The sequence below is a fragment of the Bombella favorum genome, from assembly GCF_014048475.1.
GTDB lineage: Bacteria > Pseudomonadota > Alphaproteobacteria > Acetobacterales > Acetobacteraceae > Bombella > Bombella favorum.
Genome location: NZ_NWUS01000003.1, coordinates 257,069 through 281,845 on the forward strand (window position 1 = coordinate 257,069; position 24,777 = coordinate 281,845).

General features: G+C 56.1%; 31 protein-coding genes and 1 tRNA gene. 18 read left to right on the plus strand and 14 right to left on the minus strand.

The features are described from left to right. Positions 1 to 44: 44 nt before the first annotated feature. The 8 genes from CPA57_RS08150 to CPA57_RS08185 all read right to left on the minus strand — a co-directional run bounded on the left by CPA57_RS08150 (position 45) and on the right by CPA57_RS08185 (position 6,687). Entirely contained in the window at positions 45 to 1,718 is a 1,674-nt protein-coding gene (locus CPA57_RS08150; RefSeq protein WP_182082288.1) for an ArnT family glycosyltransferase, read from the minus strand. A 91-nt stretch (positions 1,719 to 1,809) separates the two neighbouring features. Beyond that, positions 1,810 to 2,544 (minus strand): glycosyltransferase family 2 protein, encoded by a 735-nt coding sequence (locus CPA57_RS08155; RefSeq protein WP_407647572.1) that lies wholly within the window; start codon positions 2,542 to 2,544, stop codon positions 1,810 to 1,812. A gap of 21 nt (positions 2,545 to 2,565) precedes the next feature. Further along, the gene (locus CPA57_RS08160) at positions 2,566 to 3,066 is read right to left on the minus strand and encodes a F0F1 ATP synthase subunit B family protein (RefSeq protein WP_182082290.1); all 501 of its coding nucleotides are present in this window, start codon (positions 3,064 to 3,066) and stop codon (positions 2,566 to 2,568) included. A gap of 2 nt (positions 3,067 to 3,068) precedes the next feature. Then, entirely contained in the window at positions 3,069 to 3,641 is a 573-nt protein-coding gene (locus CPA57_RS08165) for a F0F1 ATP synthase subunit B family protein (protein ID WP_077396918.1), read from the minus strand. Between the two features lie 11 nt (positions 3,642 to 3,652). Then, positions 3,653 to 3,880 carry an ATP synthase subunit C family protein gene (locus tag CPA57_RS08170; RefSeq protein WP_018979931.1) on the minus strand — a complete coding sequence of 76 codons (228 nt, stop codon included), beginning with the start codon at positions 3,878 to 3,880 and terminating at the stop codon, positions 3,653 to 3,655. A 56-nt stretch (positions 3,881 to 3,936) separates the two neighbouring features. Continuing rightward, positions 3,937 to 4,686 carry a F0F1 ATP synthase subunit A gene (locus CPA57_RS08175; protein ID WP_077396920.1) on the minus strand — a complete coding sequence of 250 codons (750 nt, stop codon included), beginning with the start codon at positions 4,684 to 4,686 and terminating at the stop codon, positions 3,937 to 3,939. Then, positions 4,664 to 5,023: an AtpZ/AtpI family protein gene (locus CPA57_RS08180; protein ID WP_182082291.1), complete on the minus strand. Its 360-nt coding sequence runs from the start codon at positions 5,021 to 5,023 to the stop codon at positions 4,664 to 4,666. Before CPA57_RS08180 ends, CPA57_RS08175 begins: the two co-directional genes overlap by 23 nt. Before the next feature lie 164 nt (positions 5,024 to 5,187). Continuing rightward, a complete protein-coding gene (locus tag CPA57_RS08185; RefSeq protein ID WP_229709348.1) occupies positions 5,188 to 6,687 on the minus strand; it encodes a TSCPD domain-containing protein in 1,500 nt (499 codons plus the stop codon). 259 nt (positions 6,688 to 6,946) lie between these two features. Between CPA57_RS08185 and mlaD the strand changes: the two genes are divergently transcribed. The 6 genes from mlaD (at position 6,947) to CPA57_RS08215 (ending at position 12,332) form a co-directional block, all read left to right on the plus strand. After that, the gene (mlaD, locus tag CPA57_RS08190) at positions 6,947 to 7,534 is read left to right on the plus strand and encodes an outer membrane lipid asymmetry maintenance protein MlaD (RefSeq protein ID WP_229709349.1); all 588 of its coding nucleotides are present in this window, start codon (positions 6,947 to 6,949) and stop codon (positions 7,532 to 7,534) included. Then, complete coding sequence (locus tag CPA57_RS08195) at positions 7,531 to 7,779, plus strand: hypothetical protein (protein WP_182082293.1); 249 nt, start codon at positions 7,531 to 7,533, stop codon at positions 7,777 to 7,779. Before mlaD ends, CPA57_RS08195 begins: the two co-directional genes overlap by 4 nt. Next, positions 7,776 to 8,429: a DUF2155 domain-containing protein gene (locus CPA57_RS08200; protein ID WP_182082294.1), complete on the plus strand. Its 654-nt coding sequence runs from the start codon at positions 7,776 to 7,778 to the stop codon at positions 8,427 to 8,429. Before CPA57_RS08195 ends, CPA57_RS08200 begins: the two co-directional genes overlap by 4 nt. A gap of 33 nt (positions 8,430 to 8,462) precedes the next feature. Then, positions 8,463 to 8,996: a disulfide bond formation protein B gene (locus tag CPA57_RS08205; RefSeq protein WP_182082295.1), complete on the plus strand. Its 534-nt coding sequence runs from the start codon at positions 8,463 to 8,465 to the stop codon at positions 8,994 to 8,996. A 43-nt stretch (positions 8,997 to 9,039) separates the two neighbouring features. Continuing rightward, a complete protein-coding gene (locus tag CPA57_RS08210) occupies positions 9,040 to 11,076 on the plus strand; it encodes an NAD(+) synthase (protein ID WP_182082296.1) in 2,037 nt (678 codons plus the stop codon). A 539-nt stretch (positions 11,077 to 11,615) separates the two neighbouring features. Further along, positions 11,616 to 12,332 carry a hypothetical protein gene (locus CPA57_RS08215; RefSeq protein ID WP_182082297.1) on the plus strand — a complete coding sequence of 239 codons (717 nt, stop codon included), beginning with the start codon at positions 11,616 to 11,618 and terminating at the stop codon, positions 12,330 to 12,332. A 124-nt stretch (positions 12,333 to 12,456) separates the two neighbouring features. Here the strand turns inward: CPA57_RS08215 and CPA57_RS08220 are convergent. The 4 genes from CPA57_RS08220 to CPA57_RS08235 form a co-directional block, all read right to left on the minus strand. Beyond that, positions 12,457 to 12,531: transfer RNA gene (locus tag CPA57_RS08220), tRNA-Gln, on the minus strand. Between the two features lie 71 nt (positions 12,532 to 12,602). Further along, positions 12,603 to 13,277, minus strand: coding sequence for a TetR family transcriptional regulator (locus tag CPA57_RS08225; protein ID WP_182082298.1), 675 nt, complete (start codon positions 13,275 to 13,277; stop codon positions 12,603 to 12,605). An 81-nt stretch (positions 13,278 to 13,358) separates the two neighbouring features. Continuing rightward, entirely contained in the window at positions 13,359 to 14,171 is an 813-nt protein-coding gene (proC, locus tag CPA57_RS08230) for a pyrroline-5-carboxylate reductase (protein ID WP_182082299.1), read from the minus strand. Positions 14,172 to 14,208: 37 nt separating this feature from the next. Beyond that, on the minus strand, positions 14,209 to 14,493 hold the full coding sequence (locus tag CPA57_RS08235) for an accessory factor UbiK family protein (RefSeq protein ID WP_077396940.1): 285 nt from the start codon (positions 14,491 to 14,493) through the stop codon (positions 14,209 to 14,211). 149 nt (positions 14,494 to 14,642) lie between these two features. Between CPA57_RS08235 and rfaD the strand changes: the two genes are divergently transcribed. The 9 genes from rfaD to CPA57_RS08280 all read left to right on the plus strand — a co-directional run bounded on the left by rfaD (position 14,643) and on the right by CPA57_RS08280 (position 21,278). Beyond that, positions 14,643 to 15,623: an ADP-glyceromanno-heptose 6-epimerase gene (gene rfaD, locus CPA57_RS08240; RefSeq protein ID WP_182082300.1), complete on the plus strand. Its 981-nt coding sequence runs from the start codon at positions 14,643 to 14,645 to the stop codon at positions 15,621 to 15,623. Continuing rightward, a complete protein-coding gene (gene lgt / locus CPA57_RS08245) occupies positions 15,620 to 16,447 on the plus strand; it encodes a prolipoprotein diacylglyceryl transferase (RefSeq protein WP_182082301.1) in 828 nt (275 codons plus the stop codon). Before rfaD ends, lgt begins: the two co-directional genes overlap by 4 nt. Further along, positions 16,444 to 17,229 (plus strand): peptidoglycan editing factor PgeF, encoded by a 786-nt coding sequence (pgeF, locus tag CPA57_RS08250; protein WP_182082302.1) that lies wholly within the window; start codon positions 16,444 to 16,446, stop codon positions 17,227 to 17,229. Before lgt ends, pgeF begins: the two co-directional genes overlap by 4 nt. A 109-nt stretch (positions 17,230 to 17,338) precedes the next feature. Beyond that, a complete protein-coding gene (locus tag CPA57_RS08255) occupies positions 17,339 to 17,953 on the plus strand; it encodes a 50S ribosomal protein L25/general stress protein Ctc (protein ID WP_182082303.1) in 615 nt (204 codons plus the stop codon). 14 nt (positions 17,954 to 17,967) lie between these two features. Then, the gene (gene pth, locus CPA57_RS08260; protein WP_182082304.1) at positions 17,968 to 18,537 is read left to right on the plus strand and encodes an aminoacyl-tRNA hydrolase; all 570 of its coding nucleotides are present in this window, start codon (positions 17,968 to 17,970) and stop codon (positions 18,535 to 18,537) included. 75 nt (positions 18,538 to 18,612) lie between these two features. Then, on the plus strand, positions 18,613 to 19,707 hold the full coding sequence (gene ychF / locus CPA57_RS08265) for a redox-regulated ATPase YchF (RefSeq protein WP_182082305.1): 1,095 nt from the start codon (positions 18,613 to 18,615) through the stop codon (positions 19,705 to 19,707). A 9-nt stretch (positions 19,708 to 19,716) separates the two neighbouring features. Beyond that, positions 19,717 to 20,388 carry a nicotinate-nucleotide adenylyltransferase gene (locus CPA57_RS08270; RefSeq protein ID WP_182082306.1) on the plus strand — a complete coding sequence of 224 codons (672 nt, stop codon included), beginning with the start codon at positions 19,717 to 19,719 and terminating at the stop codon, positions 20,386 to 20,388. Further along, on the plus strand, positions 20,385 to 20,795 hold the full coding sequence (gene rsfS, locus CPA57_RS08275) for a ribosome silencing factor (RefSeq protein WP_182082307.1): 411 nt from the start codon (positions 20,385 to 20,387) through the stop codon (positions 20,793 to 20,795). The genes CPA57_RS08270 and rsfS overlap by 4 nt, the downstream gene beginning before the upstream one ends. A gap of 27 nt (positions 20,796 to 20,822) precedes the next feature. Next, positions 20,823 to 21,278, plus strand: a complete 456-nt coding sequence (locus CPA57_RS08280) for a 23S rRNA (pseudouridine(1915)-N(3))-methyltransferase RlmH (RefSeq protein WP_182082308.1) — start codon at positions 20,823 to 20,825, stop codon at positions 21,276 to 21,278. A gap of 50 nt (positions 21,279 to 21,328) precedes the next feature. Here CPA57_RS08280 and CPA57_RS08285 read toward each other — a convergent pair whose 3' ends face one another. Next, positions 21,329 to 21,958, minus strand: a complete 630-nt coding sequence (locus CPA57_RS08285) for a CHAP domain-containing protein (RefSeq protein WP_229709350.1) — start codon at positions 21,956 to 21,958, stop codon at positions 21,329 to 21,331. A 453-nt stretch (positions 21,959 to 22,411) separates the two neighbouring features. Between CPA57_RS08285 and CPA57_RS08290 the strand changes: the two genes are divergently transcribed. From CPA57_RS08290 to CPA57_RS08300, 3 genes are read left to right on the plus strand one after another with little or no spacing between them, the layout of a single operon-like run. Then, positions 22,412 to 23,059 carry an MBL fold metallo-hydrolase gene (locus tag CPA57_RS08290; RefSeq protein ID WP_182082310.1) on the plus strand — a complete coding sequence of 216 codons (648 nt, stop codon included), beginning with the start codon at positions 22,412 to 22,414 and terminating at the stop codon, positions 23,057 to 23,059. Between the two features lie 40 nt (positions 23,060 to 23,099). Then, the gene (locus CPA57_RS08295) at positions 23,100 to 23,606 is read left to right on the plus strand and encodes a DUF192 domain-containing protein (RefSeq protein ID WP_326831383.1); all 507 of its coding nucleotides are present in this window, start codon (positions 23,100 to 23,102) and stop codon (positions 23,604 to 23,606) included. A gap of 1 nt (position 23,607) precedes the next feature. Beyond that, entirely contained in the window at positions 23,608 to 24,570 is a 963-nt protein-coding gene (locus tag CPA57_RS08300) for an NAD-dependent epimerase/dehydratase family protein (protein ID WP_326831384.1), read from the plus strand. Here the strand turns inward: CPA57_RS08300 and CPA57_RS08990 are convergent. Further along, positions 24,533 to 24,777, minus strand: a 245-nt coding sequence (locus CPA57_RS08990; protein WP_229709351.1) for a hypothetical protein, incomplete at its 5' end; no start/stop codon positions are given. The genes CPA57_RS08300 and CPA57_RS08990 overlap by 38 nt on opposite strands.

The window sequence follows — 24,777 nt, forward strand, 5'->3', positions numbered from 1 at the left end:
CTTCCATTCAGAACTGTTATCGGCCCGTGGAATGAATTTTTCCGCTAGGGGGCAGCTTGTCCGTGACTAGCATAGAGGCGCAGATGCAGTGTGTGCCCGTTGGAATAATTCAGCCCTTCGAACTGGTCATACAGAATACTCTCTGCCCCGAGTCGTCTAAGCTCTTGTTGAAAAGCTGGTTCATCTTTTTGGTCTACAAGGGCCAGAGTGCAGCGGGCATGGTCATGAAGTGTGTCTGCCGCTTGTAGAGGGGACAGCAAGCGCACTCTTCCCCCCGTGAGGAAGACAAGGCTTGGCTCCCTATATGAAGGGGAAAGCAGGATGCTTTCAGGGCAAGGGCGTAGCTCTCTGAAACTTTCTGCAATGCGAGGGGAAAGCTGGATGCTGGTCAGATGGGGCACGACGCAAAGGAAAATACCGACCTCGGTAAGCAGGGCAGTTCCTATGGAACAGATGGCCCCACCCCGCCAGTCCTGCTTCCAGAAAAGTCGGATGCCTGCCAGAAGAAGCGGCAGACTGCCGATGGCAGGGATAAGTGCAGCTGCAACGAGATGCCCTTCCATCTTGTAGAGGAGAAAAGGCCCGGCAGCGCAAAAGAGACACCCCGCCACTCCCCAAAGCAGGGCATAGAGAGTAACGCCCAGTTTCGCCCAGAAAGACCGTAATGGGCTAAGAGGCCACGCTATGAGGCTAGCGGCGGTCAGAATGGCAAGGGCTGGATAGGTTGGCAGGACATAATGAGGAAGCTTAGTGGCAAGACATTCAAAGATGAACCAGTGCGGGATGATCCAGCAGAGAAGGAATAGAACTTCAGGTTTGGTATGCCGCTGCCAGAGAGCAGGAAGAGCACGAACAGTAGCCAGAGCTCCCGGCCAGAAGGCCAATAGGAATAAGATGAGATAATAGCCAGGTGGGAAACCGTGCGTCTCCTGCGGGTGTGCAATCTTACCAAGCAGATTATGACCCACGGCACGACGGAAGAACTCACCATGACTGACGACGGCAATGCCGATACACCAAGGTAGGGTGATAAGCAGGCTGATCACCCAGCCCCACCCCGCCCGTAATTGCCGCATGAGTGCCATACTACGCAGGCAGATGGAGAGTGAGAACAGGGTACCGAGTGCAGGAATAAGGACGATCGGGCCTTTCAGCATTAGGCCGATCCCGAGAGCGCACCAGTAGAGCAGGCTGAACCGGTATGGTGTTGAGCGCTCCGCTTGCATATCGTCAAAATGGCGGAGTAGCAGTGCCTGAAGGCAGAGGATGTCGAGGAGAAGGACGCTGTCGATAGTCGCCATTCGACTTTCTGCAGCGAAGAGAGGGGCGACCAGCAGAAGGGCCGCCGCAAACAGTCCAGTAATTCCGCCGAATAGGCGGGAGCCGATCCATGCTGTCAGGAGGATACTGAAGAGGGATGCTAGCAGGCTTGGGATGCGGTATGGCCAGCTTTCATGACGCAGGTTGCTGTTTTGTGTGATGGTTTCGGTGGCTTTTACTGCTCCTGCTTCGAGCCAATAAATACCTGCAGGTTGAAGATACCGGGGCTGATCTTGAAAGCGTATGTCCAGAAAATTGCCTGAAGACAGCATCTGGGCTGTAGCCTGCATGTAGCGGGGTTCGTCCCGGTCCAGCGGTGGGAGGCTGAGGCGCCCCGGCAGAGCGACCAGAAAGGCCACAACAGCAAGCAGGGCATAATGGCGGAAGGATAGGGTCATGAATACTCCGCTGCACACCGGATGAGCCGAGATGATATCTGGCTCTTAAGGGAAATATCAGCCCGCTGGGCTGGTTGCGGTTGTTCCAGCTTTATCGTTCGGCCAGCGGTGGCGGGCGGCGGGTCCGGTTCTGGAGCCAGAGCACACCCAGCATATCCCGCACACCAACGAGAGCCCGATGCAGATTCGTATATTTGGAGTGCCCATGCAACCGAGGCCTGTGCTGTGTCTCAATACAGATGAGCGGGGCACCGTAGCTTTTCATCAGGGCGGGGATGAAGCGGTGTAGCCCTTCAAATTGCGGGAGGGAGAGAAACAACTCACGCCGGAACAGCTTAAGTGGTCCGCCCGTATCGGGGCAGTCATCTTTTAGCAGGCGTTGGCGAAGCCCATTGGCAAAACGGGTTGCTAACCTGCGGGAAAGCCTGTCCTGCCGTTTGCGGCGGATGCCGACCACAAGAGGGCTGACAGGTTCTTCATCATGAGCCAATGCAGCTTTAAGCATTGTCTGAATAAAAGTGGGATCATCCTGCCCGTCGCCGTCCATTGTGGCTATCCACGGGGCATGAGCAGCCCGAATGGCTGTACGCAGGGCTGTTGATTTACCCAGGCATGAGGGGTGAACAAGAATACGCAGCCCAGGGAGTATGGTGCTGCGGGCTTCCTGTAGTTTTTGGAGGGTGTCGTCCGTGCTGCCATCATCTACGAAGATGACTTCCGTCGGCGGAAGGGCTTCAAGGGCTGTATGGATTTCCCGACAGACGGGAAGAATATTCTCGCCCTCATTTAGGACGGTAACCACGACAGCCAGTAAGGGACTGGTCATCTCACTGGCTGTCATGATGTTTTACGCAGCTTTGTCACCAAAGGCATGCGGCAGTGCCTCTAGCCCATTATTGATGAGCTTGTTAGCAAGGTCGGGGTCTTCTGCCAGCTTTTTGCTGAGAACATCCTTCGCAGCGGCCAGAGCCAGAGCGGCAGCCTCACGACGGATATCACGCAGGGCCATTTTTTCAGCCGCTTCGATGCGCTCACGAGCCATCTTCTCGTGGCGAGCAACGAGCTCTGCTGCATCACTCTCGGCCTGAGCACGGAGCTTCTCCGCCTCTTCGTTGGACTTAGCGATCAGTGCCTGCGCCTCTTCCTGTGCCAAGCTATGGTCACGGCGGGAGTCTTCAAGCATCTGTTCAGCTTCACGGCGGAGACGTGTGGCTTCGTCCAGATTTTTACGGACTTCATCAGCACGGCCATCAAGCTTGGATGCGATAACACCCCAGATCTTACGGCCAAAGATGACGAAGAAAAGGACAAAGGCAAGCGCTGTCCAGAAACGGGGTTCATGAAACATGCTTAGCTCCTCGTGGCGTGGGCGTGTTCAACAGCAGCGGCAATAGCCTGCTGGTCAGCTGTGCCAATGAGGCGCTCGGTGAGAGCCACGGCAGTGCTGGAGGCGATCTCATTGATCTGGGCCAGCGCATTGTTGCGGGAGAGGGCAATCTGCGCTTCGGCTTTTTTGATCTCAGCTTCCAGACGGGCTGCTGTCCCTTCTGTCTGAGACCGGATGTTCTCTCTGGCAGCATCACGGATACTCTGGATGGTGGCGGCTGCCTCCTCAGCGGCTTTTTCGCGCGCTTCGCAGAGTTCTTTCTGTGCCTGATCAGCATCTTTTCGGGCACGGCGGGCTAAGTCCAGATCATTCCGGACACGAACCTCACGTGCCTTGATGACGTCCGCCACCTTGGGGAGGGCGGAGCGGCTCAGAAGCAGGTAGAAGACAATGAAAATAAGGGCACCCCAGACCACCTGCCCTTGTAGCAAGGGGTCTTTAAAGTGGAGCTGGGGCATGCCTTCCGCCACGGCCCGGCCCGGTAAGGCCGCAAGGGGGGCGGCGGCAGACAGGAGGAAACGAGGCGTAAGGCGCATGGGTCCTGCCCTCAGACGAAGAGAATAAGGAAGGCGATCAGCAGGGCGAAGAGGGCGATGGCCTCTGTCAGGGCGAAGCCGAGCATGCCCAGACCGAACACATGCGGGCGGGAAGCCGGGTTACGGGCAATGGAGTTCACCAGAGCAGCAAAGATGTTACCGATACCAGCACCGACACCGGCGAGAGCAATCACGGCAAGACCAGCACCAATCTCACGGGCGGGATGAAGAAGATCCATGGTTCAGGTTTCCTTTAAGACAGGGCGAAGGGAGACACGTGGAGGTGGTCAGTCACTTAGTGAGCGACAGCCTCACGCAGGTAAATGCAGGTAAGGATGGCAAAGACATAAGCCTGTAACAGCCCTACCAGCAGCTCAAGTGCCGTCAGTGCGATATTCAGCACAAGCGGAGCAACAGCCAGCGCATCGCCGACAACTCCAAGACCGGCAAGCATGATCGTGAAACTTGCAAAAACCTCCAGCAGCACATGCCCGGCCACCATATTGGCGAAAAGACGGATGGACAGGCTGATGGGGCGGGAGATGTAGGAAAGAATCTCGATAGGAACCAGAATGGGGGACAGAGCGATTGGTGCCCCCTCCGGCATAAAATGCTTCAGAAAGGCCACGCCCTGAAAGCGCAGGGACGTCAGGATACAAAGGATGAACACCGTTATCGCCAGAGCGAACGTTACGGCGATGTGGCTAGTGAATGTGTAGGAGAATGGCAGCAGGCCGATATAGTTACCAGCCAGGATAAAGAAGAACAGAGCAAAGATGAACGGGAAGAAGGCTGTACCTTTCTCACCGATGGTATCAACGGCAAGCCCATGTACAAATTCGTAGCTGACTTCCGCCGCAGCCTGCAGGCGGCCGGGTACAACGGCCTTTGGCTTCATACCGACATAAAGGAATGCCAGCACAACAGCCACGCTGATGACCATGTAGAGTGGGGCCTGAGAGAAACACAGGGCCTCACCAAAAGAACCAAAAATCGGATGCAGCTCAAACTGTCCGAGCGCGTCAATCGTCGATCCGCTGGCCACGCTGGCTTCTCCCGTCTTTCTGTGTCCCGTTATCGGGGACATCCATCACATTCACAACACGCCAGACATTCCGCAGGCCGGCTGCCATACCAAGCATGGCGAACACAATTATAAACACAGGCCTGTATCCTGTCCATCGGTCAAGCTCATAGCCAATGCCTAAGCCTACGGCAATACCGGCGATCATGTCGCTGGCGATACGGAAGGCCATACCAAGAGAGGACTGCTCAGAAAGGGTGGATGATTTTGCCTTCCTTGCACGAGGGGCAACCTTTTGCTCCAGCTGGGCAAGCCGGTCGTCAAACTGGTCGCGTTTCATTGCCTCGTGATCGGTCATCCGCGATCTCCCCTGTGCCCCCGCCGGGTGGCGGTGCAACGCTCTATCCCCGTTACGCCCGTAGTAGTGTAGCGGGGAGGACATCCGTACAGGACAGGAACTAGCTAGACAGGCCACTTAGGGCCTGTCAATGTTTTCCCGTTCTGCACTCACGGTATGATGCCTCAACCAACGAGGCGGAGTTTACGGTTTTTAGGCCGTGAAGACGGGCCGTCTTGCTCCGGCCCGAAAGGCAGCATGGGGGCTTCCTGCTGTTTTTCGCCGCTTTCTGTGGGGGCATCGGGCATACGCTGGCCTAGATAGGCTTCCGAGAGGGCCCGAAAGGCGTAGTCCAGCATGGAGGTCGCATAGCTGGCCATGTCATCACCTTCCACCGTGCCGCAGGCACCAAAGCGGGAGTAGGCGAACTGTTCGACAAACACATCCAGCGGTACGCCGAACTGGAGGCCGATGCTGACAGCCTGACTGAAACATTCCATCAGCCCACGCGCCATAGGGCTCTCACGGGGCGGGGTGAGAGTAAGAGAGGCAAGGGTGCCATCCTCAAATTCACCCGTCCGCATGAAGAGGCGATGGCCGCCGATGGAAGTGCGCTGACTAAAGCCACCTTGCCGCATGGGTAGGGGACGACGGACGCCACGCCCCAGCTTTTCCTTGAGGTCATCCATTTCTGGCTCTGGCAGTGCCGGGAGATGGTCGCAGAAAGGCTGGATAGCATCATACATCAAGGCATGGGCTTGGGCTCCAGCGGGTTGGAGAGGGGGCTGACCATCTAAGGCAAGGGCCAGAGCAGCTTCTGGTGAGAGGCCCTTATGGGCCAGACGGTTGAGTGTGGAGGGGCGCAACCCTCCCTGATTGGTGACCAGAGAGAAAATCGGGCCCGGCCCGCAGGCTTCTACATCTAACAGCGCATCGACAGGCCCCGGAGAGGAAAAGCCAGTCTCAATAAGGGCAAGCCCGGTCACAGAGTGCATGGTGGAGCTGATGGCAATGCTGGCCTGTTCGATGTCCGGGGCTTGCGGGCAGGTAAAGGCACTGTCCGGTGTTGCTGTGCCCGAGCGAGCAACTAGCCGTGTAAAGCGGGCTATGGCTGAGGCTATGGCTCGCCCTTCGTTGCTGTCATAATCCAGCCCAAGGGCAGCCAGGCAGGCATCAAGGTCCGTTAGCAGGATGAGGCCGGCGGGGCCGTTACTGTCATCATGAGGTGCTGGATCATCAAAAAGAGGTAGATCGCCGCTGCGATAAGGGCGGCGGGCAGCTTCCAGCCTGCGCAGGCCATCGCATGCCAGCTTTAGGCAGGCTGCAAAATGTTCCGTAGCAAATATGCCATCTTGCACGAAGCCGGAAAGCCGGATGATGAAGCCGGGTTGTCCATCCGGCTCGTTGCGCCAGATGGCGGCGTTGGGAGCCATTTGCTGCATCAGCAGCAGGCAGGATAGGCTACGCCCGATAGGTGGAGCATCCTGCGGGCTATGAGGCAGCGGGGGGGTGGAATCAATCATCTCCACCCAGCGGGCGGCTTCACTGGCAAGACGGACCGGCCCACCTTCCGCAGTGGTTAGCTGGATGAGTGCCTGAGCGGCATCGTCACTCCAGACAGAAGGGAGGGTTACCGATCGCAGAACTGCGCTGTCGGGGTCTGTGTTCGTCTGAAGCGTTCTCATGTGAACGCCACTCCAGTGAAGATGCGCTTTCATAATTAGTGAGTCTAGTACTGAAGGAAGAATGAGGGAACCGTAATCCAAGGGGGATAGCGGGCATAAGCAGGCGAAAAAGTGGGGATATGGGGGATAACTATCCCTTGTAAGGGGGAGAAGAAAAAATGGCGTCCATCATGCAGGGTGTTGGACGTGAGGGGCGGAGTCCGCTAGAGCGGTATGCGTGACTGCATGGTGGGTCAACAATACTAGGTGAGGATGCTTCATGGCTTCGGATAATGCCGGGTATATCGCAGCAAGACGGGCCGGCCGGGACCGGATGGAACTGCTGGTTGGGCTGGTGACGGCAGTCGTGCTGGCAGTGTTGATCGTGTTAGCCCTTGTTGGGCGGCAGCATCCGCAGGATAGCGGCTATCCTCTTCATGCGTCATTCAGTCATATCGATGGGTTGAGTGTAGGGTCGGATGTCCGGCTGGCTGGTGTTACGGTTGGTCATGTGCGCAGCATGCAGGTGGACCCCCATACATTTCAGGCCAATATTGTTTTTTCTGTTTCACCGAGCATTCAACTTCCTGTGGATAGCGGGGCCATCATCACATCGGATTCCCTATTGGGTGGGAAATATGTGGCCCTCACTCCCGGCGGTGATACAAATATGTTGAAGCCTAACGGGACGATCAGCGAGACGCAGGGGGCTATCAGCCTTGAGCAGTTGCTGAGTAAGTTCATCTTTTCGGTTACGGACTCCCTTCAGAAAAAGGCAGCACCGGCTGGGCAGCCGGGTGAAGCTCTTCCTTCTGCGCCGCCTGCAGGTGTTGGGGCGGAGCCGGGTGTGGGGCAGTCAGCACAGTGAAGCACCACCCCGATGAACCGGTCTGGCTGGACCGGGATGGTCAGCCCATAAGCTGCACGGGTAAGCTGCGTGTCCTGCGGGAGAATGAAGAGGAATTGCGGCAAGTGCTGCGTGATGCTTGTGCAGATGCCCTGCTTATGGAGGTAGGGCCTGTATTTCTGCGGCATCACATGGAGCAGATTTTGGCAGATGTGATGGCCGAAAGTGGGGTCGGAGAGGCAGCAGGAAAGGAAGGTGCGGAGTGAGGATCAGAAAGAGTGTTCTAGCCCTGCCCTGTCTGGCGGGTTTGCTGGCTGTAGTACCGGGTGCCCTTCATGCGGAAGGTGCCAGAGGTGTGGCGGCTCCGGCTGTCTATCCGGCCACGACATGGCAGGGGCGTAGTGGGGCGGTGCTGCGGATCATGCGGCGTCTAGATTCTCATGTGGAGCTGGTACCACTGCGTGTGGGGGCGGATACCACTTATGGGCCTCTGTCGCTCCGGTTGGAGCGTTGCGTGCAGAAGCCGGATGGTCTCCCAGCGCAGACGGCTGTTTTGCTGAAGATTGAAGAGAGTCAGGACTCCGGTAGCTCTCCTTTTGAAGGGTGGATGTTCACGGATGACCCCGCTCTGAGAGCCTATGCTGGGGCTTTGTATGATGTGCAGGTCGTGTCCTGTGATGGCGATAAGGTAGAGCCGATGGTTGGCCCTCTGCCAGAACCTGTACCGCCGCAACTTCCTATGGCTATGGCACCGCATGTCGAAGCGGATGAAGGGCAAGGGCCGACAGTGCTAGCTCCTCCTTCCGGCGGGAGTGGCGGGCAAGGGGGTGGGTCTTCTGGCCCGACCTCCTTACTGCCGCCAGCCACATCATTGCCAGCGCCGCAGCCGGCACCGGGTACGGTTACTCAGCCCTGAAATCTGAACGGGATACAATAGAAGGAGAGGGGAATGCTGTTTACCGACAAGCGGCAGATAAGGGCCGTCTGGCGAATTGGTGGGCTGTATATTCTGGCCGCTCTACTTGTTTTCCTGATCGTTTTTGTAGCTGAGACGTTCCTGCATATGGTGCCTTGTGAGCTGTGCTTGTGGGAGCGTGGGCCGTGGCGGGTGCTGTTGGGGATTGGTGTGCTGGCTTTGGTGTTGTCTCCACGCTATGCCCGCTGGGCGGCTGTGGCTGGGCTTGTCTGCTTGCTGGTCAGTGTTGGGCTTGGGGTTCTTCATGTTGGGGTAGAACAGGGGTGGTGGCCGAGTCCTGCTGCGGAGTGCCACGTTGCCCTCGTGGAAGGTCACAATTTTTCGGACTGGATGGCCCATCTCCCTGCACGGCCTACTAAGCCCTGTGATCTGCCAGATTATCCCTTCGGTTTGCCTGTCTCAATGACAACGCTTTCGGCTCTTTATGCTGTGCTGGTTTTCTGTTTGGCAGTTTGGGAGACGCTGCGTCTGTTTCGTTTTGTGCGGAATAATCGGTTGGGTGTGTAAGTCGGATTTGCTGTAAGGATGTGTCCAACGGAAGGAAGCTGCCATGTCTCTGGCTGATTTTCTGTGTCTGTACCGGCAGGGCTTTGCCCGTGTGGCAGCTTGTACCACGCCCATCACATTGGGTGAGCCTCTCCATAATGCGATGGTCGTGCGGGAATGGCTGGAGCGTTGCCATAGCCAGGGTGTTGCTGTTGCCGTTTTCCCGGAGCTGGGGCTAACGGGTTATACGTTGGAGGACATCTTCTTCCAGCAAGTCGTGTTGGAGGGGGCGCAGCAAGCCCTGCTGACGCTGGTCGAAGCAACGGCTGACTTCATGACTGTTGGCATTGTCGGCCTTCCCCTGCGGTGGGGGGATGCCCTGTATAATTGTGCAGCGGTTTTCCACCGGGGGCGGATTCTGGGTATTGTTCCCAAGACGATGCTGCCCCGGTATCGGGAATTCTATGAACCCCGGCATTTCACCAGCGGGCAAGGTTGTTCGGGTACCATCATGCTGGGTGGACAGGCTGTACCGTTCGGGACGGATATCCTGTTTAAGGCAGAGGATATTCCGGGCCTGACGCTGGGTGTGGAAATCTGTGAAGATCTTTGGGTGCCCCAGCCGCCTAGTGGAGCGTTGGCACTCGCTGGGGCTACGGTTCTGGCCAATCTTTCAGCATCCCCCGTGACAGTCGGGCGGGCGGAGCAGCGTGCTTTGCTTTGTAAGGCGCAGTCCATGAGGACAGCCAGCGCCTATCTTTATGCGGCTGCTAGTGAAGGCGAATCCACGACTGATCTGGCCTGGGATGGTCAGCTCCTGATTCATGAAGCGGGGGATTGCCTTGCCTCTTCGGAGCGTTTTGTCCGGCAGGGGGAGATGGTCGTAGCGGATATCGACCTCGACCGACTGAGGCAGGAGCGGCTCCAGAATGGCTATTTCGGCCTTGCTGGTGACGGTGGTTTTCGTCACGTTGCTTTTGCTTTGGCTCCGGAGGTGAAAGATTGGGGGCTGCGGCGTGATGTTCCTCGGTTCCCCTTTGTTCCAGCCCGTCCAGAACTCTGCGAGCAGGATTGCCGAGAGGCGTGGGGTATTCAGGTCCAGGCCCTGTGCCAGAGGTTGAGGGCAGCTCATGCTAGCACCATGGTTATTGGCGTGTCGGGAGGGCTGGATAGTGCCCTTGCGCTTCTGGTTGCGGTGAAGGCAGCGGACTGCCTGGGGTGGGAGCGGAGCCGTGTTCTGGCCAGAACGATGCCGGGTTTTGCGACAGGTAGTGAGTCCCTCGCTATGGCGCATGGCTTGATGGCAAGCCTTGGTGTTAGTGCTGGGGAGTTGGATATCCGCCCCACGGCGTTGGCTATGTTGAAGGCTATTGACCATCCATATGGGCGTGGTGAGCCAGCCCATGATGTGACGTTTGAGAATGTGCAGGCTGGATTACGGACGGACTTTCTTTTCCGGCTGGCCAACCACCATCAGGGGCTGGTGATTGGCACGGGGGATATGTCCGAGTTGGCCTTGGGCTGGTGTACCTATGGCGTTGGGGACCAGATGGCCCATTACAATGTGAATGCGGGCCTGCCTAAGACGCTTATTCAGCACGTCATCCGCTGGGCTGTAGGGCATGATGATAGTTTCTCTGTTACTGCCCGTACGATTCTGGAGAAAATTGTATCAGCGGAGATTTCACCTGAGTTGGTACCAGACCAAGGGCAGGGGGTGCAGAGTACTCAACAGGTAATCGGTCCTTATCCACTGCAAGACTTCACTCTTTACTATGTGCTGCGGCATGGATTCGCACCTGAGAAGATTGCTTTTCTTCAGTTCCATGCGTGGCGGGATGCTGAAAAGGGCAGTTGGCCGCTCAATTATCCGGAGCGGGATCGGATCGGGTATGATTTGCCGACTATCATCCATTGGATGCACCTGTTCATGAAGCGGTTTTTTGCGACTAGTCAGTTCAAACGTTCGGCCATGCCTAATGGGCCGAAGGTCGTGGCGGGGGGGAGTTTGTCCCCCCGTGGGGACTGGCGGGCACCGTCCGATGGTACGGCGAATCTTTGGATTGCGGCGTTGGAGCGTCTGGCATCCCGCATACAGTAATGAGCTGAGTCTAATCGATCTAATTTCATTTTATGTAGTTTTATCAACGCCTTGCATGCAGTGGTGTATGCGAGGCGTTGTGCATTTTTCTATTTAGAATCGTGATTTTTAACTAAACAGCTACGAATGGGTTGTCGTTGCGCAATGCAAGGGTTACTATTAGGAAATTAATAAGGAAGGGTTTTGTAATCCTTGTACGGTCCCGCCCGGAAAGGTGGGGTTCTAAATAGGCTGTCACACATATTCCTCAATTTGGACCAGAAGAGGCCATGAAAAATGGCGATTTCTACAGCCAAGAGGGGAAGTGGAATGGTCTATGGCCCCGGTCGAGGAGACTGGCCTTCCTGTTGGCCCTGTTGAGTGTGATCAACGCTGCATTGAGGTGAATTTTCTTGGCTATCGTAACCGTTCCCGGAGGGCAGCAGCATCAGTTCCCCGTAAACGTTCCCATTAGAATGGCGGATCTGGATAAGCTGTTTTCAACCTCCTTCGCATCTCTGGTGTCTGCCTCGGGGTCTGGGGATGGCACTGGTACTCAATTGTCTCCTTCCGAAGTTGTGGAGGGTGGCCCGCTTACATCTCTTGATACAGATTTCCTCCGTATGGGGGATGATACGGAGAGTCAGGCAGCTACCGTGCTGGGAGGCCAGGACACTGTCTCCGCCGCTGGGGATGGGACGCAGCTTTCTCTCGGCGGTACGCTGAGCTTCCTTGGTGGTGTAGGGTCTGGCACACGTTCTGTCGGCGATAACGCAACCATCTTCGGGACAGCCAATAGCGTCTATCATTACGCACGTCAGGGTAGTGCTGGGCAAAGCGTCTTTGAGACGGATCATCAGAGCAATGCTCTGAACCCGGACAATATCCTGTTTGATGCATCAGCATCTCATCAGTCTCTGCAGGCTTTTGCTGGGATTGGGGATACAATCAACGGTGGTACAGCGTCCGATACAATCACCGTTAACAACACGGTGACTGGCGGTGTTGATGCCGGTGCGACACTGAGCGGCGGCAGTGGGTCTGCCAACCTGTTCCAGTTCCTTAACAACAAGGGCGGCCATTACACGATCTCCGACTTCGGTAAGGCTGCGGGGAATAAGGTTGGTCTTAAAGCAACTGACGAGCAAATCGGCCAGATGCTTGAGAATCAGACCGTCAAGGGTGGGAATACCACCATCGACCTGCCGAATGATCAGGGGCAGATCACCTTCCTTGATCAGGGTCAGCTCCAGCCGAAAGACTTCCAGAAGTTCTGATCTCTTCTGCTCCGGCCCCGTAAAGGGGTCGGAGTTTTTTTATGCAGCAGACATGGCAAGAACGCCGTTTCCACAATGGAGGCGGCGTTTTTTTATGCTTCAATTTTGGGAGGGGGGATATTTTTGGCTGGGGCGGGAGGATTCGAACCTCCGCATGGCGGAATCAAAATCCGCTGCCTTACCGCTTGGCTACGCCCCAACGCTGCGCCCTTAATATCGTGAACCTTAAAGGGGGTAAAGAGAGATGGAGTATTTTTTGTTGATGTGTGGTCAGGTTGGCTCCTCATGGGCCGTATGATTCACGACAGTTTGCTCATCAGGTGCAATATGGTCGGGTAGTCCACCCTCTGGTGTGGCTGAGAGACTGGAAGTCGTGGCTTCCTTCAGTAGTCCCATCCGTTCGGCACGGGCTAGGGCACCATCCAGTGTCTGCATCGTTGTGGCGAGGTCTGGCGAGTCGTCTTTTTCCCAGCTGATGAGTGCTCTGGACCACAGGGCTAACAGGGCATTCAGGCGAACCATGCCGGTGAGGCCTTGCCGATTTAGCATAGCGGCATCGGCAATCCAGCGTAGGCTCTCCATAGTCGTACCTGCGAGAAAAGCTGCCAGTGCAGGGTCACGGGGGAGGGTCCGCATAATGGCACAGATGCCAGAGCGGTAATCCTGCATGGCATCAAAGCGTCGCATGAGGAGGTCAAATAGCCGCTCACGAACAGTCGTGCCGTAACTTTCCCCGCAAAGGGCCGCATCATCAATTTGCTGGTTTAGCCGCAGCAGAATCATGGCTTTGAACGGAAAACGCTGCCGGACCCGTTGGAGGGGTAGTTCTGCTTCACGTGAAGCATCAACAAGGGAGACACGCTGCCAGCCTACGTCCTGGGCAAGTTGGAGCGTAGTCTCAATCATGGTCCTATCAAAGAGCGGGTCGTGATGGTCAGCGTTCATGATGGTTTTCCCTGTCCGTGCGGCAGCGGTGATGGGGCAGATAGGGATGCCCTTGTGAAGGCTCCCTACCTGCGGCCGGTTTTAGTCATCAAGCTCGCGGGAGCGTTTGATGGCGGCCTCAGCGGCCAATGGGACTAGGCGGGGCCAGTTCTCTTCAGCCATAAAGACATTCAGCGCAGCGGCGGTCGTGCCATTGGGGCTGGTGACGTTCTTTCGCAGGGTTTCGGCTTCATCCGGCAGCTCATGCAGCATTTTGCCAACGCCATAGATCATGCTGCGGACCAACGTGCATGCGGCCTTTTTCTCCAGCCCCAGTTCCTGGCCTGTTTTCTCCAGCAGTTCAGCCAGAAGAAACACATAGGCCGGGGCAGAGCCTGCAATGGCGATGACGGAGCGCAGGTCTTCTTCATGCGGGACTGGGACAACAGCCCCCACCTGTTCCATCAGGCGGATGGCCAACTCTTTTTGTGCCTTGCTGACATGTGGGGAGGCATAAAGCCCCGTACTGCCAGCACCCACGCTGGAGGGCGTGTTGGGCATGGTGCGGATGATGGGCATATCAGCTCGACCACACCATTCAGCCAGTTTTTCACAGCTTTTGCCTGCCATGACGGAGAGTAGAGCGGCTTTATCCATCCGTGAACCCAGCACGTTGCGGAGGGCCTTCAGCATAGGCTCTGCGCCAGCGGGTTTGACAGCCAGCACGATGATATCCGGCTGGACATCATCTGTGATCTCTTCAGGCGTGCGGAAGACAGTGCTGCCAGCAGGAGCATCCTGAATCTTCCGGTCCAGGATGAAGAGGCGTGGCGGGTTCGGGCTGCTGACCCAACCCCGCATAAGGGCACCGCCCATTTTGCCGCAGCCGACTAGAAGGAGGGTAGGTGTTGTCATGGAGGATCTCCGTATCTGTGTGGGGATGAATAGAGGGTCAGCGTTGCGAGGATGGGGCTGTCAGGGCCTGTTCCAGTTCGTCCAGTCGGGCTTCCAGAGCCTGAAGGCGCTGTGTGGTCTGCTCCTGCTCGGCCCGGGCCCGGGCTGCCATTTCCTGCACGGCATCAAATTCATCCCGGCGTACGAGATTAAGAGAGAACAGGATCTCGTTGATCTGGCTACGGATGAGCGTATGGACCTCCTCCCGCAGGCCAGATGCGGCAGAGAATGCCGTTCCGGCAAGGCCGGTCAGGTCATCAAGGAAACGGGGGCGAGAGACCATAATGTGTACTCCTGGACATTCAGCATTGAAAACGGACCTGTCTTTCCGTCATGACTCTTTCAGAACCGGATACTGGTCTGTCAACCAGTCATCCCTGTTTCTGCGTTCTCCCTGTTGGAAGCCGCTTTCTGCCAGACTATACAGGAAGAATGATTATCGTCACCGGCGGAGCCGGATTTATTGGGTCATGCGTACAGAATGCCCTGTTCCAGCGTGGGCAGCGGACTGTCGTTGTGGATTATCTGCACGATCAGGGAAAGTGGCGTAATCTTGCCAGCCATCCGCCCCATCTTCTGGTCTCTCCTAGTGAGCTGACAGCCTTTCTGGCAGAGGCGAATGGGGTGGAGGCTGTCATCCATATGGGGGCCATCAGCGAGACGACTGCTCGCGATGGCGATTTGGTATGGCAGAGCAATGTCACTCTGTCTCAGCAGCTTTGGCGGTGGTGTGCGGAGCAAAAGGTTCCGTTCCTCTATGCCTCTTCTGCGGCCACCTATGGGGCAGCGGACAGGCCGGACCTGTTTGTTGATGGGTTGAGACGTGTTGAAGGGCTACAGCCGCTCAATCTTTATGGATGGTCCAAACAAGCATTCGACCTCTGGGTAAAGCGGACAGTGGAAGCCGGAGAGCCAACCCCGCCGCAATGGGCCGGTCTGAAGTTCTTCAATGTCTATGGCCCTAATGAATATCACAAAGGGCGGATGATCTCGGTCATCAAGGTGAAATATGATGAGTTGATGGCTGGTGGCCCCGTGCGCTTGTTCCAGTCAGACCGGCCCGATATCGTTGATGGGCAGCAGAAGCGTGATTTCATCTGGGTTGGTGATGTGGTGAATGTTCTGCTCTGGCTACTGGAGCACCCTTCTGTCAGTGGGCTGTTCAATTGTGGAACAGGACAGGCACGGACCTATGAAGCTCTGGCACGGGCTGTCTGCGCTGCGGCGGGTCGGCCAGCAGAGATTGATTATGTCCCAATGCCAGAGAGCTTAAAGGGGCAGTATCAGTCCTTCACACAGGCGGATATGAGTGCCCTGTATGAGGCAGGCTATACGGCGTCCTTTACCTCTCTGGAGGAAGGGATTAGCCGCTACATTGGCGAGTATCTGGCTTCAGGAAGGTCCTATCTGTGACATATCCGCTTGTTTTCCCGGGGTTGGACCCGGTCGCTTTCCAGGTCGGGCCGGTGGTGGTGCGCTGGTATGCTCTTGCCTATATTCTGGCTTTCATCATTGCGCTGCCCCTAGCTCGTAGGCTGGTTCAGCTTGGCCCGAAGGTGGCCTCAAAACTGGCTGTGGATGATTTCCTCGCCTATGCGGTGCTGGGTGTACTGCTGGGGGGGCGGCTGGGTTATGTCCTGTTTTACCGGCCTCTTTTCTTTCTTTCCCATCCTTTGGAAATTTTCGCTACCTGGAAGGGGGGTATGTCCTTTCATGGTGGAGCGGCAGGCGTCATTATTGCATTGGCCCTGTTTACGTGGCGGCGGAAACTGAATTTCTTGGCCTTTTCGGATCGGATCGTGGTTGTGGTGCCGATCGGGCTGGCCTTAGGGCGGTGTGCCAATTTCATTAATGGGGAACTCTGGGGGCGGCCTGTGGCGAGTGCCGTGCCGTGGGCTATGATCTTCCCAGCTGTAGGGCCGGAACCCCGGCACCCTTCCGAACTTTACGAAGCTCTGACAGAAGGCGTCCTGCTTCTGATTGTGATGTTTCTGGCCGTGAGCCGCCGCCCCTTGCGGGCACGGGCTGGGTTTCTCTCCGGTCTGTTCCTGTTTGGTTATGCCTGTGCCCGGGCTTTTTGTGAGCTATTCCGTCAGCCGGATGATAATATCGGCTTTCTGGCAGGGGGTATCACAATGGGGCAGATTCTATGCCTGCCTATGGCATTGGCCGGGATTGGTCTCATGGTCTATGCCTTCCGTCACCCAGCACGGGAAACAGACTGGATAACAGAATGACGTGTCCTCCGTTGATACAAGCCTCTCTATTGCCGGTTCAGCATGGATTCTTTACCCGGCAAGGCGGGGTATCGGCAGCTCCTTACGAGACACTCAATGGTGGGCTAGGGACGCAGGATCGGCTGGAAGACGTGCAGGAAAATAGGCGGCGGATGGCTGCTGCTATGGGGGTAGAGCTGGAGCAGCTGGTGGCACTCCGGCAGGTTCACGGGGCGGATGTGCATGTGTTGCGGCGGGCAGAAGATGTCTGGTCGCACATGAAGGGCCATGAGGCCCTCCCAGCAGGGGATGCGCTAGTGACGGATAGTCCGGATATCGCATTGGGTGTGGCAACGGCGGATTGTGCCCCTGTGCTTTTGGCTTCAGAGGATGGCCGGATTGTCGGTGCGGCCCATGCGGGTTGGCGTGGTGCCGTAGGGGGTGTGCTGGAGCAGACCGTGGAACAGATGCGCTTGTTGGGGGCGAGGGGGCTCCGTGCTGTGGTTGGTCCTTGTATCGGTCCAGCCTCTTATGAGGTGGGCGAGGATATGCGTCGGGCTGTTTTGGAGCAGCACCCGGAAGGGGGGCGTTTCTTTGCTCTAGCGGTACGGGATGGTCACTATCAGTTTGATCTACCTGCTTTCTGTCTCTCTCTTCTGGAAAAGCAGGGCGTACGAAGCGAATGGACAGGCCATGATACGTTGGCAGATGGGCAGTTCTTTAGCCATCGCCGGGCAACCCTGAAAGGGGATGCAAGAACAGGGCGTCAGGTCTCTGTCATTCGTGCGGGACGGGTAGGCTGACGGATAAAAAAATTGTCTTTTTCGCTTTTTTCCGCTAGGGCGGGGCAACCATCCGGCACCCCTGGAGGCCGGTTGGGTGTGATAATTCAAGAACGCAGGAGCGTATAACGTGGCGAAAGTAACGACACTGGAGATCTCCCAGCGCGCCAAAGCAGGTAAGGGGGCAGCGCGCGCAACACGTCGTGAGGGCATGGTCCCGGGCGTGGTTTATGGTGGTAAAAAGGAGCCGACTCTGGTCTCCATCGACCCCCGCATCATCATGAAGGAGCTGCACCGTGGTGCTTGGCAGTCTCGCCTGTACCAGTTCAGCATTGGTGGTGAGCAGGTCCATGCCCTGATCCGTGACATCCAGTTCCATCCGGTGTCCGATGCGCCGATCCACATTGACTTCCTGCGTCTGGTCCCTGGCCAGAGCGTGCATGTTCAGGTTGGCATCACCTTTACGGGTGAAGATGAGGCTCCTGGCATCAAGCGTGGTGGTGTGTTGAACATTGCTCGTCACTCCGTTGACGTTGCAGTGCCGGTCGAGAACATCCCTGAGCATTTCACGGTTGATCTCAGCAAGCTGGACATCAACGACAACGTGCGCTGGGACGACCTTCAGGGTACGGAACATTCCACACCGACTCTGCATATCCCCAACTTCGTGATCGCCTCCATCGCACCGCCGACGGTCGATGAAGAGACAGAAGAGGCTTCTGAGGAAGCTGCTGAAGCCAAGTAAGGGGTATTACGGTTGTGAAGCTCTGGGTCGGACTCGGTAATCCGGGCACATCAATGAGTCGCAACCGGCATAATATCGGCTTCATGGCAGTCGATGCGATTGCCTCGCGCCACGGGTTTAGCCCGTGGCGCAAGCGTTTCCGTGGGGAAACGGCAGAAGGGATGGTCGGGCGGCAGAAAGTGATTCTGCTTAAGCCGCTGACCTACATGAATCTGTCTGGTGACAGCGTGCAGCAGGCAGCACATTTCTACAAAATCCCACAAGATGAGATTACCGTCTTTCATGATGAGCTGGATCTGGCTTTCGGGAAGATGAGGGTCAAGCGGGGTGGTGGAGCCGCCGGGCACAACGGCCTGCGCTCTATGGACAAAGCCCTTCCCGGCCCTGATTATTGGCGTGTCCGTCTGGGTATTGGCCATCCGGGTAGCCGTGAGAAAGTGCATGGCCATGTGCTGGGGGATTTCTCCAGTACGGAACGGCCAGAGCTAGAGCTATGGCTAGACGATATGGCGGATGCTACGCCACTTTTGGCGCAGGGTGAGCATGAGGCCTTCATGACGAAGACAGCTCTGCGGCGGAACTGAACATAGAGAATCTAACAGGCCTGCGGCTGCACGAGATGAGACAGACCGACAAGGCATAAAAAGGGGAGAGAGCGAATGGGGTTCAATTGCGGGATCGTCGGCCTCCCCAATGTCGGCAAATCCACCCTCTTCAATGCGTTGACGCAGACAGCTTCGGCTCAGTCTGCCAATTATCCGTTCTGCACTATCGAGCCGAACACCGGGCGGGTGGCTGTGCCAGATGAGCGGCTGGAGGTTCTGGCCAAAGCGGGTAATTCCCAGCGCATTGTGCCGACGAGCCTTGAGTTCGTGGATATTGCTGGGCTGGTGCGTGGTGCCTCTAAGGGGGAAGGGCTGGGTAACCAGTTCCTCGCTAATATCCGTGAGGTGGATGCCATCATCCATGTTCTGCGTTGCTTTGATGATGACGATATTACCCATGTTGAAGGTGGTGTGGACCCCGTGCGGGATGCAGACATCATCGAAACGGAACTGATGCTCGCCGATCTGGACAGTCTGGAACGCCGCAAGGTTGGGCTGGAAAAGCGTGCCCGTGGTAATGACCGTGAGGCTAAGGAGCAGCTGGAGCTTATGGAGCCGCTTCTGGCCGCTCTGCGTGAGGGTAAACCAGCTCGTACGGCTGTTCCGGAGGGGAAGGAAGCCGAAGCAGCCCGCCTCCAGCTGATGACGACAAAGCCTGTTCTATACGTCTGCAATGTTGAAGAGGCTTCGGCCTCAACGGGCAATGTGTACTCCGAGCAGGTTCGCAAGCGGGCCGAAGCAGAAGGGGCCGGGGCGGTCATTGTGTCTGCAGCTATTGAGGCAGAGGTCAGCCAGCTTGAGGCCGAAGAGCGGGCCGAGTTTCTGGATGGTCTCGGCCTGAAGGATAGTGGGTTGGACCGTGTGATTGCTGCTGGTTATCGCCTGCTGGGTCTTCAAACCTATTTTACAGTTGGCCCGAAGGAAACCCGCGCCTGGACAATCACGGCGGGTACGAAAGCACCTCAGGCTGCCGCTGTTATTCATAATGACTTCGAGCGTGGCTTCATTGCGTGCGAAACCATCGCATATGATGATTATGTGGCCTACAAGGGTGAGGCTGGCGCTCGTGAAGCAGGCAAACTGCGTGTCGAGGGTAAGAATTATGTCGTGCAGGATGGCGATGTCCTGTTGTTCCGCTTCAACGTGTAATTCTTGCCCATGAAGGGACATTCTTCCCTTCGTAAGCCCTCGGCGACTCCGCTGGGGGCTGCGGCCTCTCGCTTTGGAGATGGCCGCCGGATGCGCATTGGCCTGCTGGGTGGTTCGTTCAATCCGGCGCATGAGGGCCATATACAGCTTGCCCGCAAAGCATTGGCGCGCTTGAAGCTGGATCAAGTTTGGTTGATGGTCTCACCGGGGAATCCGCTCAAAGCTCGTAAAGGCATGGCTCCTTTTTCCCAGCGGTTGGAAACGGCGCAAGCGTTGGCGGATGGGCGGCGCATCATCGCTATGGATATAGAGCAGAAGTTAGGGCAGCGTTATACAGTCAGAACTGTGGCGATGCTCCAGCAGCGTTTCCCTCACTGTCGTTTCATCTGGCTTATGGGGGCGGATGGGTTGGCTCAGTTTTCCCGTTGGCGGTCATGGCGGCGGTTAGCGCAGCTGGTGCCGATTGCTGTTTTGCCCCGGCCGGGAAGTATCATACCGGCCCTTAGGGGGCGGGCCAGCTCTGTGCTGCGGCGGCATCGTCATGATGGAAGGTCAGCGTCTCTTCTGCTAGAGAAAAGAAGTGGGCCGGGATGGACGTTCCTTTCTGCGCCTCAGAATGACATATCGTCGACTGTTTTGCGTCAAAAAGGGCTGTTTCGCCCGTCTGTCGATCAGGAGTGAGTATCATCATCAACGAGACCGAAACCCCCGCTTCCGCCCCTCTCTCTGAGGAAGGGCTGGCCCGTCTTCTGTCCGTCATCACAGAAAGTCTGGATGAGGATAAGGCTGAGAATATTGTTGTACTGGACCTGACAGGCCGTGCTGGTTTCGCCGAGCGCATGGTTATTGCCTCTGGTCTTTCCGAGCGTCAGATTTCCGCTATGGCCCAGCATCTTGAGCGTCGCCTGAAGGAAGAAAATCTGGCCCGCCCGCAGATCGAAGGCGACCAGGGAAGTGACTGGGTCCTGATGGATGCTGGTGATGTGGTTGTCCATCTCTTCATGCCGGAAAGCCGTGAGCTTTATGCGCTTGAACGTATGTGGGGTGGTGATTTCGAGGCTGCTGCGGAAGAAATCACTGTTGAGTAAGATGATGTACGGCGCAAGTGTGCTCTGATGAAGCTCATTGCCGTAGGGAAGCTAAAAGCGGGACCAGAACGGGAGCTACTGGACCGCTATTGCTCCCGGTTACGCCCGAAACTGGAAATCGTAGAAGTGGCTCAGGGTCGTGGTGCCCCGGCCGAGTTGAAACGGCGGGAAGCTGACGCCCTTCTGGCAGCCTGCCCTGATAATGCGTTTCTTGTTGCGATGGATGAGGGCGGTAAGCTCGTAGATAGTCGGGCTTTTTCATCCCAGTTGCAGGGGTGGCAGGAGAGTGGTCGCCCTGTCTGTTTCATGATTGGTGGCGCAGAAGGATTTGATGCCGCCATTATTCAGCGGGCTGATGCTGTGTTTTCACTTGGCAAGCTGACATGGCCTCATATGTTGGTCCGGGTCATGCTGGCGGAGCAGCTCTTCCGGGCACAGGCTATTCAGATGGGCCACCCATATCATAAAGCCGGACGCCCATAAAAAACGGGCAGCCCGGCTTTGGTAAAACTCAAATTATGTTCCCGCCCCTGTTACTGGAGGGAGCGGCTCGGTGCTTCATCCCCGAAGAAGTTGGTATCAGCCGGAACGGACGCTGTTTCCATATCGCTGGCTCTCCCTCTAGCGAGGACATTGCGATAGCGAGGAGAATCCGGCGCAGAGCCATCGGGGCGGTTATAGATGAAGCCATGTGTCGGGTAGATGCTGCCCAGGCGACCGCTATTGCCGGCTAGAGCCACACGGACAGCCGTCCAGTCATTTTCAGGGGAAACATCCACTACTTTGATGTTGTGGCTGATGCCATTAGATGCCCAGTGAGCCTGATCAATCAGGATGGTCCGGCTATCGACCTGCTCCCGGACAACGGCAACATGCCCAAGCGGCATACGGCGTGTGGGGCGGAAGCTCAGCACAGCGCCTGATTCGGGCTGCTGGCCACGGGCATAAAGACCCTCGGCATTACGCCACCAATCCCGTGCATTACCACGGATATGGAAATCTGTACTCTGATGCACATAGGCCACACACTGGATGACATGAGCGTGGCCGTAATGACGATAATGTTTGTGAAGGAAATGACCGCTTCTGACCATACGGCTAGAATGGCGGACGTGATGCCTCGCTTCGGCCTTGGGAGCGCAGAATGCTGCCGCAGAAAACATCAGACATGATAGAAATAACCGTTTTCCGGCACGGCGCATGGTACTTCTTCCCGTTCTGTTTGACCGAATGGACCTCACTCTTTCAATAGTCCCGAGAAACTATCAGAAGGCTGGTATGAGTGACAAGACAAATATTGACCTTAAAGAGCTATAGGGACCTGAATAAGATTTAATATTAGGAAATATATATCAATCATAAATATCTTTCATGGCGATTATACTCACTTGGCAAGGCGAAGCACCTGCCAGGAGGGGCGGCTTGATAAGGAAAAAAGAAAGAGGCTATTAAATCTGTATTCATGTAGAAGAAATATTTCTGTTTATTTTGCTATTCTTTTTTCTATATTTTCCATTTTGGCGGGGCAGATGTGGTGGAAGACCGGTTTCTTGTCGGGTGGGTTATGAAGTTGTAAGTCATTTCTTGATCGATGCCGTCGAAAGTGGAAGCCCACCATGAAATTAACCTTGCGAAAAGTGACTGTGACACCGATTCGACAGAATTGTACGATTCTGTCTGATGAATTAGGGCGGGCTATTATTGTCGATCCTGGGGGAGAAAGTGCACGCCTCGCCCAAGAGGTGGAAGGGCTGCATGTCGAGGCTATTTTGCTGACACATGGCCATCTTGATCATGCTGGGGGTGCGGCAGACCTCAAGGCGTTGCTGACAGCACGGCAGGGTCGTGAAGTGCCCGTTATTGGGCCGTTACGGGAGGATCTGTTTCTGCTGGAAAGGATCGAGCAGCAGGCAGCGGCCTTCGGGCTGAATGGGATGAAAAGCGTCACCCCGGATCGTTTTTCCAAGGATGGGGACGTGTTGTCCTTTCTAGGGCACGAGATTGAGGTGGCGCATGTCCCAGGGCATACGCCCGGCCATGTTGTGTTTATCTTGCGGCAGGCGGGAGTAGTGATTACGGGGGATACGCTGTTTCGTGGCACGGTAGGGCGGACAGACTTTCCATATGGCAATGAGCGGCAACTCTTGGAAAGAATCCGTAGTAAGTTATTCACCCTCCCCGATGATATGATCGTACTGCCGGGACATGGCCTACCGACCACGATTGGGGAAGAACGACAGAATAATCCAGCATTCCAGCATTAAGTGTCCGTTCCGTGGCGGGGCAGGGAAGGAGAGGAAAGAGATGAGAGGATTTTATCGGTGGAGTCTTCTGGTGGGAGGGCTCTTTCTAGCGAGTACAACAGCCATTATGGGTATCGCTCGTGCAGAAGAGACGATTACGGAAGCTCAGCCGCCTCTGCCTGAAGTTGCTTTGACTATTACGGATCAAGCGGGGCGAGGTCATGATTTCAAAGTGGAAGTAGCCAGCACACCGCATCAGCAGGAGGTTGGTGAGATGTTCCGGAAGCAGATACTGCCGGACCATGGCATGTTGTTTGTCTGGCCGACACCGCAAAGCTCCGCCATGTGGATGCGCAATACATTCGTTTCGTTGGATATGGTCTTTATTGATGACCAGAACCGCATCCACGCCATTGAGGAACATACTACGCCTTTGAGTGAAGGAATCATCAGTAGTCATGGTCCTGTCCGGGCTGTGCTGGAGCTGCCAGCAGGAACGGCGGAAAAGCTAGGGTTGCTCGTTGGCGACCGGGTTGCGTCCGAGGCTTTGGCTGGCGGGGTGCACTGATGTGTCCCGCACGGTTTTTATAACGGGCGTTGCGGGGTTCATTGGGTCTCATATGGCCCGGGCCCTTCTGGCACAGGGGTGGACGGTTGTAGGGATCGACAATGAGCAGTCCACGCCGGAGATGGTGCCCCTCCGTCTTGCTTCACTCTGTGGGCTGCTCAGATTTCATTATACGAGGGCTAATCTGTGTAATCGGGACGTGCTGGCCGATCTGTTTGCTGCTCATCCTGATATTGATGTTGTTCTACATCTCGCTGCCCGGGCTGGGGTGCGGCAGTCCCGCCTTAATCCTTATGCTTATATAGAAGATAATATTAAGGGGCAGGTTAGTCTCTTGGAGGCCTGCCGATCCTTACCGCAGCTGCGGCATATTCTTTATGCGTCTTCATCGGCTGTTTATGGGCCATCTGCCACACTGCCCTTTTCGGAGGAGGCGGTGATCGGTGCGCAGGCTTCTTTTTATGCGACAACAAAAAGGATGAATGAACTCACGGCGCAGACCTATAGTCATCTTTATGGGTTTGCGCAGACAGGGATGCGCTTTTTTACCGTGTACGGTCCAGAGGGCCGCCCGGATATGGCCTGTTATGGTTTCGCTAAGGCGATCCATGATGGAACCCCCCTTACACTTTGGGACGCTGAGGGGCTGGCAAGAGACTTCACCTATATTGATGATGTTGTGGCGGCAATTTTACACCTGATGGAGACCCCGCCAGCGGTGGGGGAAAGTCGTCTCTTCAACATAGGTTATGGTGAGCCCCGCTCAGTGGGTGATTTAATCCGCTGCCTAGAAACAGTGCTGAAGAAGAAGGCCATTGTTCAAAAAGCACCCAAGCCTGCTGAGGACATGTTGAGGACGTGGGCAGACACAACAGCCTTGAAGAAAACGATTCCATGGGCACCACAGATTCCTTTGGAGGAAGGGATCAGGCGGTTTGGTCAGTGGTTTTCTGCGACTTTTTAGGTTTTTTTAACGTTTTTTGAAGTTTTTTTGATTTTTCTTCTTTTTTGGGGTTGTGCGGGTAGGGGGTTCTGCGTATAAGCCCATTCACCGGCGGCGCTGGAGCGGAAGTTTCGGGGCTGACGGGGTGGTCATTGAAAAGAGAATATGGGTTATAAAGTAAAGACTGGAAGGGATATGTTGGCGGCGTTTTCGTTAGCGAAGGCTGAT

Excerpts from the sequence above, each read along its gene's own strand:
- CPA57_RS08235 (WP_077396940.1), bottom strand. The coding sequence starts at position 14,493 with ATGGTCTCTCGCCCCCGTTTCCTTGATGACCTGACCGGCCTTGCCGGA.
- CPA57_RS08205 (WP_182082295.1), top strand. The coding sequence starts at position 8,463 with ATGCTGTTTACCGACAAGCGGCAGATAAGGGCCGTCTGGCGAATTGGT.
- CPA57_RS08285 (WP_229709350.1), bottom strand. The coding sequence starts at position 21,958 with ATGTTTTCTGCGGCAGCATTCTGCGCTCCCAAGGCCGAAGCGAGGCAT.
- CPA57_RS08270 (WP_182082306.1), top strand. The coding sequence starts at position 19,717 with ATGAAGGGACATTCTTCCCTTCGTAAGCCCTCGGCGACTCCGCTGGGG.
- CPA57_RS08160 (WP_182082290.1), bottom strand. The coding sequence starts at position 3,066 with ATGTTTCATGAACCCCGTTTCTGGACAGCGCTTGCCTTTGTCCTTTTC.
- CPA57_RS08165 (WP_077396918.1), bottom strand. The coding sequence starts at position 3,641 with ATGCGCCTTACGCCTCGTTTCCTCCTGTCTGCCGCCGCCCCCCTTGCG.
- rfaD (WP_182082300.1), top strand. The coding sequence starts at position 14,643 with ATGATTATCGTCACCGGCGGAGCCGGATTTATTGGGTCATGCGTACAG.
- CPA57_RS08280 (WP_182082308.1), top strand. The coding sequence starts at position 20,823 with ATGAAGCTCATTGCCGTAGGGAAGCTAAAAGCGGGACCAGAACGGGAG.
- CPA57_RS08170 (WP_018979931.1), bottom strand. The coding sequence starts at position 3,880 with ATGGATCTTCTTCATCCCGCCCGTGAGATTGGTGCTGGTCTTGCCGTG.
- mlaD (WP_229709349.1), top strand. The coding sequence starts at position 6,947 with ATGGCTTCGGATAATGCCGGGTATATCGCAGCAAGACGGGCCGGCCGG.
- CPA57_RS08290 (WP_182082310.1), top strand. The coding sequence starts at position 22,412 with ATGAAATTAACCTTGCGAAAAGTGACTGTGACACCGATTCGACAGAAT.
- CPA57_RS08185 (WP_229709348.1), bottom strand. The coding sequence starts at position 6,687 with ATGAGAACGCTTCAGACGAACACAGACCCCGACAGCGCAGTTCTGCGA.
- ychF (WP_182082305.1), top strand. The coding sequence starts at position 18,613 with ATGGGGTTCAATTGCGGGATCGTCGGCCTCCCCAATGTCGGCAAATCC.
- CPA57_RS08155 (WP_407647572.1), bottom strand. The coding sequence starts at position 2,544 with ATGACCAGTCCCTTACTGGCTGTCGTGGTTACCGTCCTAAATGAGGGC.
- CPA57_RS08150 (WP_182082288.1), bottom strand. The coding sequence starts at position 1,718 with ATGACCCTATCCTTCCGCCATTATGCCCTGCTTGCTGTTGTGGCCTTT.
- proC (WP_182082299.1), bottom strand. The coding sequence starts at position 14,171 with ATGACAACACCTACCCTCCTTCTAGTCGGCTGCGGCAAAATGGGCGGT.
- CPA57_RS08295 (WP_326831383.1), top strand. The coding sequence starts at position 23,100 with ATGAGAGGATTTTATCGGTGGAGTCTTCTGGTGGGAGGGCTCTTTCTA.
- pgeF (WP_182082302.1), top strand. The coding sequence starts at position 16,444 with ATGACGTGTCCTCCGTTGATACAAGCCTCTCTATTGCCGGTTCAGCAT.
- CPA57_RS08225 (WP_182082298.1), bottom strand. The coding sequence starts at position 13,277 with ATGAACGCTGACCATCACGACCCGCTCTTTGATAGGACCATGATTGAG.
- CPA57_RS08180 (WP_182082291.1), bottom strand. The coding sequence starts at position 5,023 with ATGACCGATCACGAGGCAATGAAACGCGACCAGTTTGACGACCGGCTT.
- CPA57_RS08210 (WP_182082296.1), top strand. The coding sequence starts at position 9,040 with ATGTCTCTGGCTGATTTTCTGTGTCTGTACCGGCAGGGCTTTGCCCGT.